Source organism: Achromobacter sp. MYb9, assembly GCF_002975275.1.
Classification (GTDB): Bacteria; Pseudomonadota; Gammaproteobacteria; order Burkholderiales; family Burkholderiaceae_B; genus Achromobacter.
The window spans coordinates 88,825-105,852 of sequence record NZ_PCOQ01000018.1; the positions used below are offsets into that span (position 1 = coordinate 88,825).

Below are 17,028 nucleotides of genomic sequence, written 5' to 3' on the forward strand. Positions count from 1 at the left end.
ATGTAAATTGTGGTGCAGCAGTTGTCCAGCCCTCTAACCAGGAACAAATGATGAGCAGCATCAGAAAGATGGTGGTGGTAGGCGGCGGAACGATGGGATGCGCGGTCGCAGCCATGTTCAATGTGGCCGGGTGGCGCGTCCACGTCGTCGAGACGGATGGGACGGCGCGGCATGCCTTGCCTGGAAAGGTAGACACGGCAGCCCAGGCGCTTGGCGCCGATGGACACGAAACCCCGCTCGCCGTTCATGGCGCGCTGACAGACATCGATTGGACGGATGTCGATATCGTCATTGAATGCGTATTCGAGGATCTCGGACTCAAGCAGGCGGTCTTCGCTGAACTTGAAACCCTGTGCCCGGCTCCGACTCCTTTGACCAGCAATTCCTCGAGCTTTCCGATAAGCCAGATCGCAAAGGGTCTGGCGACGCAAGGCCGGATGCTTGGGCTGCACTTTTTCATGCCCGCCCATCTGGTTCCGGCGGTGGAGGTGGTCTGCAGCGTAGCCTCCGATGCGTCGACCGCCGACGACGTCAGCGCCATCATGCGCGGAGTTGGGAAAAAGCCGATTCGGGTCAAGCGCGATATCCCGGGCTTTCTTGCCAACCGCATCCAGCATGCCTTGATGCGCGAAGCGATCGCCCTGGTCGAAGAAGGGTTCGCCTCGGCGCAAGACGTGGACGCCGCCGTGCGCTATGGGTTCGGATTCCGCTACATCGCGGCCGGCCCGCTGTTGCAAAAGGACCTGGCCGGCATCGACATCCATTGCGCGGCGGCAACGACGATGTATCCCTACCTTCGCACCGACCAGGAACCCAGCGCCTATATGCGCAAACTGGTCGCCAACGGCGACATCGGCGTGAAATCGCCCACGTTGCGCGGCTTCTACCAATGGACCCCCGAACAAGTGGCGATCGAGCAGCGTCGCTACGAAGCGGCACTTCTGAAAGCCGCGCGGATCCTGTCGGATGAAGAGGCGGCCCACTGACACGCGCTACACGGCACATGCAGCATCCATAGAAGACCAACCACGCAAATCTGCAGTGCGGATTCCTATCAAGGATCAAGGGGAGATGTGATGAAGCGAGACAAGAAAAACGGGGAGGCACGATGAACGGGTCCTCTGCCTCTCATAGAAAGTTCCTGGCGCTGCAACGGACGATGGATTCCGTCAACAGCGCCGCAGAAAAATGCGCCGGGCTTTTTCTCCTCGGCATGATCGTCGCCGTTTCAATTTCTGTTTTCTCCCGGCTGCTCTATACCTATACCGGCATCTCTTTGTCGACGCCATGGGCCGAAGAGCTCGCGCGCTTCCTGATGATCGGGAGCGTCTTTATCGGCGGTGCGGTGGCCGCCTACCACCTGCGCCTGATCGGCGTCGATGTCTTCGTCACCATTGTCCCCGAACGTATTGCCCGCTGGCTGAGGCTGCTGTCCCATCTCCTGACCTTGGCACTGGCGCTTTTGCTGGTCTGGAAATCCATCCGGCTGATTGAACTGGGCTTCAAGCAATGGTCGCCCGCGATGGAAATGCCAATGGCCTACGTGTACGCGTCGATGGCGATCGGCTGTCTCCTTATGTGTGCGAACACCCTCACGAATGCGGCCAAAGAGCTGCTGAATGTGGAACTGCCACACCGAGAGTCAGCGGAAATGGAAGAGGCGATGGAAATCAAGAACAGTGTCGAGGGGGCATTATGATTTTGGTGCTTGGCTTGTCGTTCTTCCTGATCATGCTGATCGGCGCGCCCATCATGACGGCGCTGGGGCTGTCCGCCGCGATGGCCTTGCAATCGGGCGATCGATCGCTGTTGATCGTCGTGCAGATGGCCTTCCAGTCCCTGGATTCATTCAGCCTGATGGCCGTGCCGTTCTTCATCCTTGCGGGTCATCTGATGCAGTCGGGCGGTGTCGCGCGAAGGCTGGTCCAGCTGGCCAATGCGTTCGTCGGCTGGATCCGCGGTGGCCTGGGCGCGGTCGCGGTGCTCACCTCCTTGCTATTTGCCACCGTATCCGGCTCGTCGTCTGCGACGACTGCGGCAATCGGCTCGGTGCTGATCCCGGAAATGGAGAAAAAGGGCTATCCGCGATCCTTCGCCGCGTCGATCGCGGCCTCGTCCGGGGAACTGGGGGCCATCATCCCGCCGTCCATTCCCATGGTCGTCTATGCACTGACGGCCAACGTATCAGTGGGCGCGCTGTTCATTGCGGGCATTCTGCCGGGGCTTCTGATTGCCTTGTCGCTGATCCTGACGGTTTGCGTGATCGCCAGCGTCAAGGGTTTTGACGCCGTGCGCGTACTGAGCCTGAAGGATTGGACAAGAGGCGTGCTGACGGCTTTGCGCGACGCCATGCTGGCACTGATGATGCCCGTCATCATTCTTGGCGGCATCTATGGCGGCTTGTTCACGCCCACTGAAGCGTCCTGCGTCGCGGTGCTCTACGGTCTGGTTCTGGGGATGTTCGTCTACAAGGAAATCACGCCCAGGAACCTGCTTGGCATTTTCGGCCGAGCCGCGGTGATGTCCGCGATCATCTTGCTCATCGTCGCCTTTGCCGCGGTGTTTGCCTATCTCCTGACAATCAACCAGGTGCCGCAGCGAGTCGCCGCCATGCTGGGCTCGGTGACCACCAACCCCATCATCTTCTTACTGCTCGTGAACGTTATGTTGTTCTTGGTCGGCATGTTCATCGAAGCGCTGGCGGCGATCCTGATTATCGTGCCAATCCTGGCTCCCATCAGCGTGGCCTTTGGCATCGACCCGATCCATTTCGGCATGATCGTCATCACCAACCTGGCGGTCGGAATGGTAACCCCGCCAGTGGGCGTGAATCTGTTCGTGGTGTGCGAAGTCGCCCAACTGAAGATGCATCAATTGGCCCGCTACCTGGTCCTCTTCCTGGCGGTATTGATCGTGGACATCCTCATCATCTCGTATGTACCTAGCCTCAGCACGGCGTTTCTATAGGTAGCGCGCCGGGCGGTCGCATGATTTTCATTAAAAAAACAAACCAGAATCACCCAGGAGACAAGCAATGCGCATGCTCAAGAAGATCATTGGAGCCGGATCCCTCAGCCTTTTGCTGCTATCGGCGCCCTCTTATGCATTGAACATGGATGTGGGCCACACGCTGACGACGGACAGCCCGTTCCACGTCGGCACGCAGAAATTCGCCGATATCCTCAAAGAGAAATCAAACGGGAAAATCAACGTCACGGTATTTCCCCATTCGCAATTAGGCGGCGAACTCACCATGATCCAAGGTGCCGTGGCCGGCGCGACGGACCTGTTCGTCACCGGTCAACCCGCCTTGAACAATGTGGTGAAGGAGTTTCTGGTTTTTGACACGCCTTTCCTGTTTGACAACGTGCAGCAAGCCAATGAAATCCTGGCCGGCCCCGTGGGCGACAAGTTCATGGACATTCTGCCTAAGTATGGCCTCGTCGGTCTGGGCTGGTTTTCCGCCATCGAACGCAATGTCTTTGGCAACCGGGCCGTCAATTCCGCTGGCGATCTGAAGGGCATGAAGATTCGCGTGATTCAGTCACCGGGATACGTCGAAAGCTACAAAACGCTGGGTGCGCAGGCCACCCCGATGGCGTATTCCGAACTGTACCTGGCGCTGCAGCAAAAGGTCATCGACGGCGGTGAGACCACCCCGGACCAATTCGTGTCCGACAAGTTCATCGAGGTGTCCAAGTACTTCAACATGACGCACATCAATATCCATCCGGCGCTGCTGGTCATGTCCAAGACGCGTTGGGACTCGCTCTCCGACAGCGAGCGGAAAATGGTGAAGGAGGCGGCCGATGAAGCCATGGCCTATGCCCGCGACTATTACAAAAAGGTCTACGACGAAGGCATGAAGACCATGGCCGAAAAGGGCGTCACGGTGGTCTATCCCAGCGACATCGATTCGCTGGTGCAGGCTACCCGGCCGGTTGTGAAGAAGCTGGTCGGCGATGCACCTAACGGCCAGGCGCTTTATGACGCCGTGATCGCCGCCAAGGCCACGGCCACGGCCACGGCCAAGAAATAATCCATGCCCCGCCATCCGGGAAAAGAAAGGAAGAGAGCGATGACTCATTTCACCAAAGCTGAAAGCCTGCGGGTGCTGATCACCGGCGCGGCGGGGAACATCGGAAAGTGCCTGCGAGAGCAGCTGCGCGGCCGCTATGCGTTGTTGCGCCTGGCTGACATCGCCGTACAGGAACCCGCGCAAGCGGGCGAGGAAATCTGCACGCTGGATGTGCGCGACATGGATTCTGTCGCGCGTTGCATGGAAGGCATGGATTGTGTCGTGCACCTGGCCGGGATTCCAGGCGTGGACACCTGGGACAAGATCCTGCCGATGAATATCGATGGCTGCTACAACGTGTTCGAAGCCGCTCGTCGCCAGAACGTGCCACGCGTGATTTTCGCCAGCTCAAACCATGCCGTGGGCTATCACCGCAGGGAGAAATTCCTGGACAACACCGTGGAACCCCGACCGGACTCCCTGTACGGCGTATCGAAAGTGTTCGGCGAGGCTCTGGGCCGGATGTATGCCGACAAGTACGGCATGTCTGTCGCCTGCCTGCGGATCGGCACGTTCCGCACGCCCGATCGCCCAAGTGAAGCCCGCCAACTCCTTACCTGGCTCAGCCACCGGGACATGGCGCAGCTGGCGCGCCGTTGCATCGAGCACGAGGCCTACCACTTCGCCGTGATCTATGGCGTGTCGAACAATCTACGCAACCGGTGGGACAACTCCAATGTGAAGTTTCTTGGGTACGAGCCGCAAGACGACTCCGAAATCTTCGCGGCGGAAATACTCGCCCAGGATATCCCCGAGGACCCCATCGCCGCCCAGTTTCATGGCGGCTTCTACTGCCCTCTGGAGTTCATCGGCACCACCGACAGGATTTCCTGAGACGCCCTTGTAGAAAGCGCTGCCATCCCCCCGTAAACAACTCACTGCCGGGACACCATGTACGCCGCACCGCCTGCCATTCAAGCCGAAGTGTTCGCCCGCCTGCCCGATGCCTTCCGCAAGCCGGAAGGCACGTCCGAATGGCACCGCTACCAGCCGGGCAACCAGCCACCGCATTCCCTGCTGGAAGGACCTTCCTTTGACGCACAAGGCCGCCTGTATTGCGTGGATGTGCCTTGGGGTCGCGTGTTTCGAGTGGATGCACAAGGCGAGTTCGAACTGATCGCCGAGTACGCCGGCGAACCCAACGGTCTGAAGATCCACCGGGACGGGCGTATCTTCATCGCGGATTACGCGCGCGGCATCATGCAGCTCGACCCCGCGACGGGCGACGCCACGCCTGTGCTCGAACGCGTCCACCTCGAACGCCTTAAAGCGGTGAACGACCTGGTGTTCGCGTCCAACGGCGATCTGTATTTCACCGATCAAGGGCTGACCGGCTGGCACGACCAGACGGGCCGGGTCTTCCGGCGCCGGGCCGACGGCCGTGTCGATTGTCTGCTGGACAACATCCCGAGCCCCAACGGCCTGGTGCTGGACCCAAGCGAATCCGTACTCTATGTCGCGGTGACGCGCGCGAATGCGATCTGGCGCGTGCCCCTGACCCGGGAAGGAAACGTAACCAAGGTCGGAACGTTCATCCAGATGTCCGGCGGCGGCGGTCCCGACGGTCTCGCCATTGATGAAGACGGCAATCTGGCCGTGGCACATGTGGGGCTGGGTGCGGTCTGGCTCTTCAGCAACCGGGGCGAACCCATGTTGCGCATCAATTCGCCACTGGGTGCATTGACGACCAATATCGCCTTCGGCGGCCCGGACCGAAAAGCGCTTTACATCACCGAGTCCGAATCGGGATCCATCCTGCGGGCTCCGATGCCCATTGCCGGCCGAGTCATGTATTCGGGTGTTTGACCGCCCCTTGGCAGAAGTGCGAGGCGAATTCAGTTCGTAGCGTATGCGAGAGCCCATCCAGACGCGATCAACATGGGATCGGCCGGGATAGGATCGATCAATCACCTGAAAGAACCCGCCAAGATCATGGCGGGTGAGTTGAAGCTATGGACGCCCGTCATCCAGCACGCAAACATTCAGATGGACTAATTGGCAAGCGGACGGCAGCCGCCTGTCCGTCCAGCTTGCCAGCGCACTCGGAACCTGCGCCCGTCGCTGCCCGCTTTCAGTGACTGATCATCCACGGCCGGGCGCCCGCGAAGGTTTTGCCGCCGTCGGCGGTCTGGCGTGATCGGCCCGTGGCTTTGGCGCCTGAGCAACAACCGCAACCCATGCCGTGGCCGCTGCGGGTGCTGCGAGGTTCATGTGCGGCGCGTTCGTTGACCGCGCGGGCTCGATTCATTGCCGAGGACAGCGCCGAGACCGCTGGCGCGCCACTGACGAAGCGCTCGCAGGCGCCACCGCAATCGGGGCAAGGCGCGGGGTCACGCCATTGCGACAAGGGCCTCAGGACGGCGAACTCGCCGCAGTCCTGGCAGCGATAGTCATAGAGCGGCATGGCGGCTCCTCAAAGGTCTTTGGCGATGGGCATGTCCATACCACGCGTTATCTGCGGTACGTCGCCCAGCGCATTGGGCTGGATGTCGATGTCGAAGATCTCGGTCGGCAGCCACAACGTCGCGCAGGCATTGGGAATGTCCACCACGCCGCTGATGTGGCCCTGCACCGGCGCCGTGCCCAGAATCGAGTACGCCTGCGCGCCGGAATAGCCAAACTTCTTCAGGTACTCAATGGCGTTCAGGCAGGCCTGGCGATAGGCGATGTGCACGTCCAGATAGTGCTGCTTGCCGCCTTCATCGACCGAAATGCCTTCGAAGATCAGATAGTCTTTGTAGTTGGGCGTGATGGGGCTGGGCTTGAAGATGGGATTGCGAATGCCGTACTTGGCCATGCCGCCCTTGATGAGCGACACCCGCATATGCACCCAGCCCGCCATTTCGATGGCGCCGCAGAAGGTGATCTCGCCATCGCCCTGCGAGAAGTGCAGGTCGCCCACCGACAGGCCGCCACCGTTGACGTAGACGGGAAAGAACACCCGGGAACCGCGCGACAGATCCTTGATGTCGCAATTGCCGCCGTGCTCGCGCGGCGGTACGGTGCGTGCACCGGTGGCGGCAGCGCGATCCCGCTCGGCCCCCTTGAGCTTGCCCATGTGCGCCGTCTTGGGCGCCGGCGGATTGGCCAGGGGCGGAACGCGCTCGGGGTCGCTGTCTATCAGCTTCTGTTCACGCTCATTCCACGTGTCCAGCAATGCCTGATCCGGCAGGCAGCCGATCAAGCCCGGATGGATAAGGCCGGCGAAGCGCACGCCAGGGATATGGCGCGAGGTCGTGAACATGCCTTCAAAATCCCAGATCGACTTTTGCGCCGAGGGGAAGTGTTCGGTCAGAAAGCCGCCGCCATTGTTCTTGCTGAAAAAGCCATTGAAACCCCACAGGCTTTCCTGCTTGGCGCCGATATCCAGCAAGTCCACCACCAGCAGGTCACCGGGCTCGGCGCCTTCGACGCCGACCGGGCCGGACAGGAAGTGCACCGTGGACAGGTCCACATCGCGCACGTCAGAGGCATCGTCATCGTTCTTGATCGCGCCGCCCGTCCAGTCGTAGGTTTCAAGCACGAAATCATCGCCCGGCTTGACCCACGTCGCCATGGGAATATCGGGATGCCAGCGATTGTGCACGCCTTCGTTTTCGTAGGGGGATTGGGCCAGGTCGACCTTGATCAGGGTTTCAGGCATGTCATGCTCCTTTAAGATGGACAACGACTTCAGACAGACAGGTATTTGCTGATCGTCTTCTCGTCAACGCGCTCGCGCGGGTCTTCGTGCACGAAGCGGCCCTTGTCGATCACGATGAGCCGGTCGGCGATCTGCATGGTGAAACTCAAGACTTGTTCGGACACCACGATGGCCAGATTGCGCAGCTTGCGGATTTCCAGCAGGCTGCGGGCGATGTCCTTGATGATGGACGGCTGTATGCCTTCGGTGGGCTCGTCCAGCAGCAGCACGCGCGGGTTGGTGACCAGGGCGCGTGCAATGGCAAGCTGCTGTTGCTGCCCGCCCGACAGATCGCCGCCACGCCGGCCGCGCATGTCGTGCAACACCGGAAACAGGGCGTAGATGTCTTCCGGAATGGTGTCGCGCAGTGCCCGCCCGCGCATGCCGGTACGGATGTTCTCTTCAACGGTCAGCGTCGGAAAGATCATGCGGCCCTGCGGCACGTAAGCCACTCCGTTGCGCACGCGCTGATGGCTCTCCAGCCGTTCCAGCGCCTTGCCGTCCAGCGAGATCGAGCCCTGCATGGTGGGCAGCAAGCCCATCATGGTTTTGAACAGCGTGGTCTTGCCCATGCCGTTGCGCCCCATCACGGCGACGATTTCACCGGACGCCACGGCCAGGTCGACACCATGGATGACTTTGCTTTGGCCATAGCCTGAAACCAGGCCAGCGATATTGAACATATTGCCTCCTGGCCTCAGTGGCCGAGATAGACTTCAACCACGCGCGGATCGGACTGCACCTTGTCCATGCTGCCCTCGGCCAGCACACGGCCCTGGTGCAGCACCGTGACCTTGTGCGCGATGTTCTTCACGAATTCCATGTCGTGCTCGATCACGATGAGCGATCGATTGCGGCTGATTCGATTGAGCAGTTCGGCGGTGCGCTCACGCTCGGACACGCTCATGCCGGCCACTGGTTCGTCCAGCATCATCAGCTCGGGCTCCTGCATCAGCAGCATGCCGATTTCCAGCCATTGCTTCTGGCCGTGCGAGAGCAACTCCGCCGAGCGGTCCAGATGATCGGCAAGAAAAATCTCTTCGGCCACCTGCTCGACCCGTTCGATCACGGCCGCGCTACGCCGGAAGGTCAGCGCGCCAAACACGCTGCGCCCGGCCGGGAACGACACTTCCAGGTTTTCGCGAACGGACAGGGTTTCGTAGATAGAGGGGGTCTGGAATTTTCGGCCCACGCCGGCGCGCACGATTTCATACTCGGCCAGGCCGGTCAGCTCGGTGTCCTTGAAGCGGATGGAGCCGGCGGTAGCCTTGGTGCGGCCGCAGATCAGATCCAGCAGCGTGGTCTTGCCGGCGCCATTGGGGCCGATGATCACGCGCAGCTCTCCCTGATCGACATACAGGTTGAGGTCGTTGACGGCGACAAAGCCGTTGAACGAGACGGTCAGGCCTTCGACGTACAACGCGAACTCGGATGGGTTCATGCGGCCTCCGTGGCGCCATCCGCCTGCCGGCGCGATGCTTTGCGCGCCAGGCGTTTTTGGGCATATTGGTGATACAGACCCGCCAGCCCGTTGGGGAAGGCCATCACGACGGCAATGAACAGGCCACCCATCAGGAACAGCCACAGCTGCGGGAATGCCTCGGAGAAATAGCTTTTGCCGAAGTTGACCAGCAGCGTGCCGTAGACCGCGCCCAGCAGGGACAGGCGGCCGCCAACCGCGGCGAAGATGACCATTTCAATGGAGGGCACGATACCCACGAAGGAGGGCGACATGAAACCGACCTGCAAGGTGAACATGGCCCCCCCGATGGCCGAGAACACGGCGGCCACGCAGAAGACAAAGACCTTGAAGCTGGCGACGTCATAGCCCGAGAAGCGCACCCGTTCTTCTTTGTCGCGCATGGCCATCAAGAGCTTGCCCAGCTTGGACGAGAGCAGGTAGCGGCCGAACAGGATGCAGGCAAACAGCAGCACGCCATTGATGAAATACAGCACCAGCCGGGCGCTGTCGGTGCGGATATCCCAGCCCAGCAGCGTCTTCAGATCGGTGATGCCATTGACGCCGCCCGTCCAGCCTTGCTGGCCGATGATGAGCACCGACAGAATCAGGGCCACGGCCTGCGTCACGATGGCGAAATAGGTGTCGCCCACGCGGCGCTTGAACATGGCCGCGCCCAGGATCAACGCCAGCAGGCAAGGCAGCACCGGTACCGCCATCAAGGTGAACCAGAAGCTTTTGAACGGCACCCAGAGCCAGGGAAGCGAGGTCAGTTGGTTCCAGTCCATGAAGTCGGGAATACCGGGCGTGGACTGAATTTTGGTGGCCTCCGGCGTCGAAGCTTCCAGCTTCAGGAACATGGCCATGCAGTAACCGCCCAAGCCGAAAAACACCCCCTGGCCCAGGCTCAGGATGCCGCCATAGCCCCAGCACAGCACCAGGCCGAGCGCGACAAAGGCATAGGACAGGTATTTGCCAATGAGATTGAGCCGGAAGACGTCCAGGCCTAGCGGAAACACCACAAAGAGCAGCAGCGCCAGAATCACCAGCCCGGCCAGCCCTTCGCGCCCACCCACGACATTGCGAAAGAATTTCTGCATGATGCGCCCCTACTTGCGTACCTTGATGCTGAACAGGCCTTGCGGGCGCAGCATCAGAATGATCACGATGGCCGACAGGGTCAGCACTTTTGCCATCGACCCCGTCATGAAGAACTCCGAGATCGATTGCGTCTGCGCAATGACGAAGGCCGACGCGATGGTGCCGAACAGGCTGGCCGCGCCGCCAAACACCACCGTCAGGAAGGTGTCGACGATGTAGAGCGAGCCGCTGGTCGGGCCGGTGGAACCGATGGTCGTGAAGGCCGCGCCGGCAATACCGGCAATACCGCAACCCAGCGAGAACGTCACGCGGTCCACGCGCTTCGTATCGATGCCGACCGCGCCGCTCATGGCGCGGTTTTGCACCGTGGCGCGCACATGCAGGCCCCAGGTCGAGCGGAACAAGGCCAAGAGCAGCCCGCCGGTCAGCAGGATGCTGATGGACATGACGAACAGGCCATTGATGGGGATATCCACGCCGTCCAGCGGCTGCCAGGAACCCATCAGCCAGTCGGGCAGCGTGGGGCTGACTTCACGCGGGCCGAACAGCGAGCGCAGCGTTTGCTGCAACACCAGCGACAAGCCCCAGGTCGCCAGCAGCGTGTCCAGTGGCCGACGGTAGAGATGACGGATCATCAACCATTCGACCAGCCAACCCAGGCCGAAAGTCACGGCAAAGGCCAACAGGATGGCGATGAAGAAGTAGGCCGGCATCAAGCCGGGCGCGTACTGCTGGACCAGTTCGGAACAGAGATAGGTGCAATAGGCGCCCACCGCCAGGAACTCGCCATGGGCCATGTTGATGACGCCCATCTGGCCAAAGATGATCGCCAGGCCCAAGGCCATCAGCAACAGCACGCTGAAGACCGATAAACCGTTGAAGCCCTGCATCAGCAGGATGGCCCCGAGTTCGGAAAAGGATTCCATGGATGGCTCCCGGCAGTGAAAAGGGCGCCGCGCGCGGCGCCCGGATCGAGGTGATTACTGATAGCCCTTGGGGAAGGGATCGGGCTTGATCAGTTCCGGGGTTTCGAAGATCACGTCAACCTGGCCGTCCTTGCGAATCTGGCCGATGCGGGTCTTGCTCCACAGGTGGTGGTTGGGGTCGATCTTGACGTAGCCTTCGGGCGCTTCCTTGAATTCCAGGCCGGCCGAGGCGGCGACCACTTTGTCGACATCGAAGCTGCCGGCCTTTTCCACCGCCATCTTCCACAGCCAGGGGCCCAGGTAGGCTGCCTGGGTCACATCGCCGATCACGGCGTTGGCGCCGTACTTGGCCTTGAAGGCTTCGACGAATTTCTTGTTGTTGGCGTTGTCCAGGCTCTGGAAGTACTTCATGCACGACCAGAAACCCTCGGCGTTTTCCCCGCCGATTCCCAGCAATTCGTCTTCGGTCACCGAGATGGTCAAGAGCTTTTGCTTGCCGCTGGTGACGCCAGCCGCCTTGAGCTGTTTGTAGAAAGACACATTGCTGCCGCCCACCACCACGGCGAACACAACATCGGGCTTTTTCAGTTTGATCTTGTTGATCAGCGAGCCGAATTGCGTGTGGCCCAGCGGGTAGTATTCCTCGCCGACCACTTCGCCCTTGAGCACGTTCTCGATATGCTTGCGGGCAATCTTGTTTGATGTGCGCGGCCAGATGTAGTCAGAGCCGATCAGGTAGAACGAGCGCGCTTTCTTCTCGCGCGACAACCAGTCCAGGCTGGACAGAATCTGCTGCGTGGCCTCCTGGCCGGTATAGAAAACGTTCTTGGATTGCTCCAGGCCTTCATAAAAGGTCGGGTAGTAGAGCAGGCCGTTTTCTTTCTCGAACACCGGCAAGACCGCCTTGCGCGAGGCCGAGGTCCAGCAGCCGAACACGGTGGCGACCTTGTCGCTGACCAGCAGCTTGCGGGCCTTTTCAGCAAAGGTCGGCCAGTCGGAAGCGCCGTCTTCCTGGATGATCTTGATCTTGCGGCCCAGAATGCCGCCCATGGCATTGATCTGCTCGATGGCCAGGCGCTCGGATTGAATCGACCCTGTTTCGCTGATGGCCATGGTGCCGGTCGCCGAGTGCAACTGGCCCACCGTGACTTCGGTGTCGGTAATGGCAAGGCCGGTGGTGTTGATGGCCGAGGTGGCCGGGGCAGCCGCGCGCGACAGCGCCGGTATGCCGAACAGCGGAAGGGAGGCAAAAGCCAGGGCCAGGCGCCGGCGCGAGGGCGATTCCGGGGCAGTATCAAAAGGGGTTTTGCCAGACATCGATGACTCCTCAATGGATCACGACCAGGGAAACCGAGCATGCGCGGCACATGCCGCAGCCCGGAGGGTGAAGGCATACTAGGAGCCTATGACGCAGCGCAACATACGTTGATTGACGTAGAGGCAGGCCTGCCCCCCGGGCGTTACAACGGCATCTACGTTCAATGACGTATCCCCAACTCCTCGGAGCCTGATTTGTCTGCCAGCGCGCCTCAACGCATCGTCAAGATCCGCCGCGACTACAACACCTGGGTCGCCAATGAGACGCTGGAAGACTATGCGCTGCGTTTCACGCCGGTGTCGTTTCGCAAATGGTCGGAGTTCCGCGTCGCCAATACCGCCCTGGGCGCCGTGTCTTTCCTGGCGCTGGAAGCCATCGGCGGCGCGCTGGCGCTGAACTATGGCTTTATCAATGCCTTCTGGGCCATCATCGCCGTGGCCCTGGTCACCTTTCTGACCGGCCTGCCGATTGCCTATTACGCGGCGCGCCATGGCCTGGACATGGACCTGCTGACGCGAGGCGCGGGCTTTGGCTATATCGGCTCGACCATTACGTCGCTGATCTACGCCTCCTTTACCTTCATCTTTTTTGCGCTTGAGGCGGCCATCATGGCGCTGGCCATCGAGCTGGCCACCGGCTTGCCGCTGTCCATCGGCTATCTCTTGTGCGCCGTGGTCATCCTGCCCATGGTGGCTTACGGCATTACCTTCATCAGCCGGTTGCAGGCATGGACGCAGCCGATATGGCTGGTGCTGCTGCTCTTGCCCTATGCCTTCATCGCCTTCCGGGATCCCGGGACCTTGCAGGAGTTTCTGCGGTTTCCGGGCTATGACGGCCGGGGCGGCAATTTCAATCTGCTGATGTTTGGCTCGGCGGTAGCGGTGGCCGCCTCGCTGGTGACGCAGATCGGCGAACAGGTCGACTTTCTGCGCTTTCTGCCCGAACGCACGGCAGCCAACCGCAGACGCTGGTGGCTCGCCCTTATCTGCGCGGGTCCGGGCTGGATTTTGCCGGGCGCGGCAAAGATTCTGGGCGGCGCCTTTCTGGCCTGGCTGGCCCTGTCCCTGGGAGCGCCCGCCGACAAAGCGGGGGACCCCACCCATATGTATCTGGCGGCCTATACCTATGTCATCAGCGATCCCGGCCTGGCACTGGCTCTGGTAACGGCCTTTGTGGTGGTCTCGCAGGTCAAGATCAATGTGACCAATGCTTATGCCGGCTCGCTGGCCTGGTCCAACTTCTTTGCCCGCATCACGCACAGCCATCCGGGCCGGGTGGTGTGGCTGGTGTTCAACGTGCTGATCGCCGTGGTCCTGATGGAGATGGGCGTGTTTGGCGCGTTGGAGCACGTGCTGGCGGTGTTCTCGCACGTTGCGCTGGCATGGATCGGGGCGCTGGTGGCAGATCTGGTGATCAACAAGCCGCTGGGTCTGTCGCCGAAGCGGATCGAGTTTCGTCGCGCCTATTTATATGACATCAACCCGGTCGGCGTGGGCAGCATGCTGATCGCCATGACGCTGGGCCTGCTGGCCTTTGCCGGCGTGTTTCCGGGCACGGCGGGCGCGCTGGCGCAGGCGTTGTCGCCCTTTGTGGCCTTGCTGGCGGCTTTTGTCTGCGCGCCTGTCATCGCCTGGCGCACGCGCGGGCGCTACAACCTGGCGCGCACGCCGGTCGATGTCGCGGGTTCGGATCATGTCTGCGTGATCTGCGCCAACCGTTTCGAGCAGCCTGACATGGCGCATTGTCCGGCCTATAACGGTGCCATCTGTTCCTTGTGCTGCACGCTGGATGCCCGCTGCCAGGATCGCTGCAAACAGCAGGGACGTTTGAAGGATCAGGTGCAGGCGGTCTTGGGCTGGCTGTTGCCGGCGCGGGTCACACCGCTGCTGCATAGCCGCCTGGGCCACTACCTCTTGATCGTGGCGGGAATGGGCTCGCTGCTAGCCGGTATTCTGGGCTTGATCTACTACCAGGAATACGCCAGTCACATGCGGGCCGGCCTGGCCCCCACGGGTTTGCGGCCAACCTTCTTGAAGTTGTATGCCGCCTTGTTGCTGATCGGCGGCGTGGTGGCCTGGTGGCTGGTGCTGGCGCACGAAAGCCGACGCGTGGCGCAAGAGGAATCGGATCGTCAGACCCATTTGCTGCTGCGCGAAATCGAGGCGCACAAGCAGACCGACGCGCAGTTGCAACAGGCCAAGGAAGCGGCCGAAAGCGCCAACCTGGCCAAGAGCCGCTTCATGGGCGGCATGAGCCATGAGTTGCGCGCGCCCTTGAACAGCATTCTGGGTTACGCGCAGATTCTGCAGCGCGACCCGGGCCTGCCACCGGCGCGGCGTGAGGCCATCGATGTGATTCATCGCAGTGGCAAGCACTTGATCGGCCTGATCGATGGTTTGCTGGACATCGCGCGCATCGAGGCGGGCAGGCTAAGGTTGGAGAACAGCGAACTGCGCTTGCCGGCGTTTCTGGAGCAGATCGTGCAGATGTTCCGGCCGCAGAGCACCCTCAGAGGGCTGATCTTTCGCTATGAAGCGGCGGAACTGCCGTCCATCGTGCATATCGACGAAAAGCGGCTGCGGCAGATTCTGATCAACCTGCTGAGCAATGCGCTGAAGTTCACGTCGGAAGGACACGTGTCGATGCGCGTGAAGTCGGCGGCGGATATGGTGTTGTTCGAAGTAGAGGATAGCGGCCGAGGCATACCGGCCGAAGATCTGGAACGCATCTTTCTGCCCTTTGAACGCAGCTGGGCGGCGGTCGAGCAGGCCGATTCCGGCACGGGCCTGGGCCTGACCATCTGCCAAATGCTGACCGGCATCATGGGCGGCGAGTTGACGGTGCGCAGCGCCGTCGGCCGCGGCAGTGTGTTCACGCTCAAGTTGTTTTTGCCGGAGGTGCGCTCGCCGCGCCGCGATGCCCGACCGTCGGGGCTGGTGGTGGGCTATCGCGGCGAGCGGCTGCGGATCCTGACGGTGGATGACCAGCCTTCACAGCGACGCCTGGTGCGCGACCTGCTGGAGCCGCTGGGCTTCGAGGTCCACGAGGCGCCGCATGGCGCCGCTTGCCTGGCCTGCGTGCATACGCTGCGGCCGGCCCTGATATTGATGGACGTGTCCATGCCGGTCATGACGGGATGGGAAGTCCTGCGGTGCCTGCGTGATGAAGGCGTGGCCGTGCCCATCGTGATGCTGTCCGCCAATATCCTGGGGCTGGATCCGAAAGACCCGGCGCAAAGCGGGCATGACGCGTTCATTGCCAAGCCCGTGATGGTTGATGATTTGCTGAATCAACTCGGCAGTTTGCTCAAGCTGGACTGGCAGGTGGCGCAGGTGGAAGCGGCGCTGCCGGCGGGGGATCTGCATCGGGTGGCACTGGAGCGCGAGGATGCCGAGGCGCTGCTGGAACTGGGCGCCATGGGCTACATCAAGGGCATACAGGCCAAGCTGGAAGAAATACAGGGCCGCCGGGCCGAAGCACGCGAACTGACGATGCATCTGCGGGCGCTGGCGGGCGAGTTTCAACTGAGTGAATTCAATCAAGTGCTCAAACATCATGTACAGCGTCACCATGCCCACGCCCGATAAGAACCTCGTCATGCTGGTCGATGATGCGCCGGACAATCTGAAAATGCTCTCCACCGCATTGGATGCAGCGGGTTATCAGGTGCTAGTGGCAACCGACGGCCAGTCGGCGATAGAACGGGTGGATTTCGTGGTGCCGGATATCGTGCTGCTGGATGCGGTGATGCCGGGGATGGATGGGTTCGAGACCTGCGCGCGCCTGAAAGCGCATCCGGCGGCGGGAGATGTTCCCGTGGTGTTCATGACGGGCCTGACCGAGCCCGAGCACGTGTTGAAGGGGTTTCGAGTGGGCGGCGTGGATTATGTGACCAAGCCGCTGGACCCGGATGTGGTAGTGGCCAGGCTGCGAACGCATTTGCGCAATGCGCGCAGCCTGTCGGCGGCCTTTGATGCGATCGATGCGGCGGCGCGAGCCGTGGTGGCGCTGGATGCGCGCGGACTGCCGATCTGGAAGACGGGCAAAGCGCGGATCTGGCTGGCAGCGTATTTTGGTTGCACGGAGGATGCGGCAGACCTGCCGGTGCCCTTGGCGGATTGGGTGGCAGTCAATCTGGCGGCCGGACCGGCGGCTGAACCCTTGGTAATTGTCAGTGCGCGAGGGCGTTTGACCCTGAGTCTGTCGGCATCACGGCGTAGCGGCGAGACGTTGCTGCTGTTGCAGGAGAAGGCGCCGTTGGCGCCGGCCTACGGTCTGACGCCGCGTGAGGCCGATGTGCTGCGCTGGTTGGCCAAGGGGAAAACCAATCGGGATATCGCCGAGATTCTGGGCATGGCGTCACGAACGGTGAACAAGCATCTGGAACACATCTACGTCAAACTGGGCGTGGAAACGCGCGCGGCGGCGGCGGCGCTGGCGGTGCGGCACGGGGATGCCTTTTGA

Annotated in this window: 15 protein-coding genes; 8 read left to right on the forward strand and 7 right to left on the reverse strand. The window is 61.4% G+C overall.

The genetic code is table 11. The features are described 5' to 3' along the window. Nucleotides 1-50 precede the first annotated feature (50 nt). The 6 genes from CQ050_RS22300 to CQ050_RS22325 all read left to right on the forward strand — a co-directional run bounded on the left by CQ050_RS22300 (nucleotide 51) and on the right by CQ050_RS22325 (nucleotide 5,884). A complete protein-coding gene (locus CQ050_RS22300; protein ID WP_105558998.1) occupies nucleotides 51-986 on the forward strand; it encodes a 3-hydroxyacyl-CoA dehydrogenase family protein in 936 nt (311 codons plus the stop codon). A 173-nt stretch (nucleotides 987-1,159) separates the two neighbouring features. Beyond that, a complete protein-coding gene (locus CQ050_RS22305) occupies nucleotides 1,160-1,699 on the forward strand; it encodes a TRAP transporter small permease (RefSeq protein ID WP_233214229.1) in 540 nt (179 codons plus the stop codon). Beyond that, nucleotides 1,696-2,967 (forward strand): TRAP transporter large permease, encoded by a 1,272-nt coding sequence (locus CQ050_RS22310; protein ID WP_105559000.1) that lies wholly within the window; start codon nucleotides 1,696-1,698, stop codon nucleotides 2,965-2,967. Before CQ050_RS22305 ends, CQ050_RS22310 begins: the two co-directional genes overlap by 4 nt. Nucleotides 2,968-3,034: 67 nt before the next feature. After that, complete coding sequence (locus CQ050_RS22315) at nucleotides 3,035-4,039, forward strand: TRAP transporter substrate-binding protein (protein ID WP_105559001.1); 1,005 nt, start codon at nucleotides 3,035-3,037, stop codon at nucleotides 4,037-4,039. 39 nt (nucleotides 4,040-4,078) lie between these two features. Continuing rightward, on the forward strand, nucleotides 4,079-4,912 hold the full coding sequence (locus CQ050_RS22320) for an NAD(P)-dependent oxidoreductase (RefSeq protein WP_105559002.1): 834 nt from the start codon (nucleotides 4,079-4,081) through the stop codon (nucleotides 4,910-4,912). 57 nt (nucleotides 4,913-4,969) lie between these two features. Further along, nucleotides 4,970-5,884: an SMP-30/gluconolactonase/LRE family protein gene (locus tag CQ050_RS22325; protein ID WP_105559003.1), complete on the forward strand. Its 915-nt coding sequence runs from the start codon at nucleotides 4,970-4,972 to the stop codon at nucleotides 5,882-5,884. Between the two features lie 265 nt (nucleotides 5,885-6,149). Here the strand turns inward: CQ050_RS22325 and CQ050_RS22330 are convergent, their stop codons facing one another. From CQ050_RS22330 to urtA, 7 genes are read right to left on the reverse strand one after another with little or no spacing between them, the layout of a single operon-like run. Further along, nucleotides 6,150-6,482, reverse strand: coding sequence for a zinc ribbon domain-containing protein (locus CQ050_RS22330; protein WP_105559004.1), 333 nt, complete (start codon nucleotides 6,480-6,482; stop codon nucleotides 6,150-6,152). Between the two features lie 9 nt (nucleotides 6,483-6,491). Next, complete coding sequence (gene fmdA, locus CQ050_RS22335; RefSeq protein WP_105559005.1) at nucleotides 6,492-7,721, reverse strand: formamidase; 1,230 nt, start codon at nucleotides 7,719-7,721, stop codon at nucleotides 6,492-6,494. A 29-nt stretch (nucleotides 7,722-7,750) separates the two neighbouring features. Further along, the gene (urtE, locus tag CQ050_RS22340; RefSeq protein WP_105559006.1) at nucleotides 7,751-8,443 is read right to left on the reverse strand and encodes an urea ABC transporter ATP-binding subunit UrtE; all 693 of its coding nucleotides are present in this window, start codon (nucleotides 8,441-8,443) and stop codon (nucleotides 7,751-7,753) included. A 14-nt stretch (nucleotides 8,444-8,457) separates the two neighbouring features. Then, on the reverse strand, nucleotides 8,458-9,201 hold the full coding sequence (gene urtD / locus CQ050_RS22345) for an urea ABC transporter ATP-binding protein UrtD (RefSeq protein WP_050448137.1): 744 nt from the start codon (nucleotides 9,199-9,201) through the stop codon (nucleotides 8,458-8,460). Then, on the reverse strand, nucleotides 9,198-10,319 hold the full coding sequence (urtC, locus tag CQ050_RS22350) for an urea ABC transporter permease subunit UrtC (RefSeq protein ID WP_105559007.1): 1,122 nt from the start codon (nucleotides 10,317-10,319) through the stop codon (nucleotides 9,198-9,200). The genes urtD and urtC overlap by 4 nt, the downstream gene beginning before the upstream one ends. A gap of 9 nt (nucleotides 10,320-10,328) precedes the next feature. Beyond that, on the reverse strand, nucleotides 10,329-11,246 hold the full coding sequence (gene urtB / locus CQ050_RS22355; protein ID WP_105559008.1) for an urea ABC transporter permease subunit UrtB: 918 nt from the start codon (nucleotides 11,244-11,246) through the stop codon (nucleotides 10,329-10,331). Between the two features lie 54 nt (nucleotides 11,247-11,300). After that, nucleotides 11,301-12,563: an urea ABC transporter substrate-binding protein gene (gene urtA / locus CQ050_RS22360; protein ID WP_105559009.1), complete on the reverse strand. Its 1,263-nt coding sequence runs from the start codon at nucleotides 12,561-12,563 to the stop codon at nucleotides 11,301-11,303. Nucleotides 12,564-12,758: 195 nt separating this feature from the next. On the opposite strand from urtA, the gene CQ050_RS22365 reads away from it, so the two are divergent. Together CQ050_RS22365 and CQ050_RS22370 are read left to right on the forward strand one after the other, a co-directional pair. Beyond that, nucleotides 12,759-16,151: an ATP-binding protein gene (locus CQ050_RS22365; protein ID WP_105559010.1), complete on the forward strand. Its 3,393-nt coding sequence runs from the start codon at nucleotides 12,759-12,761 to the stop codon at nucleotides 16,149-16,151. Further along, on the forward strand, nucleotides 16,120-17,028 hold the full coding sequence (locus CQ050_RS22370; RefSeq protein ID WP_105559011.1) for a response regulator transcription factor: 909 nt from the start codon (nucleotides 16,120-16,122) through the stop codon (nucleotides 17,026-17,028). Before CQ050_RS22365 ends, CQ050_RS22370 begins: the two co-directional genes overlap by 32 nt.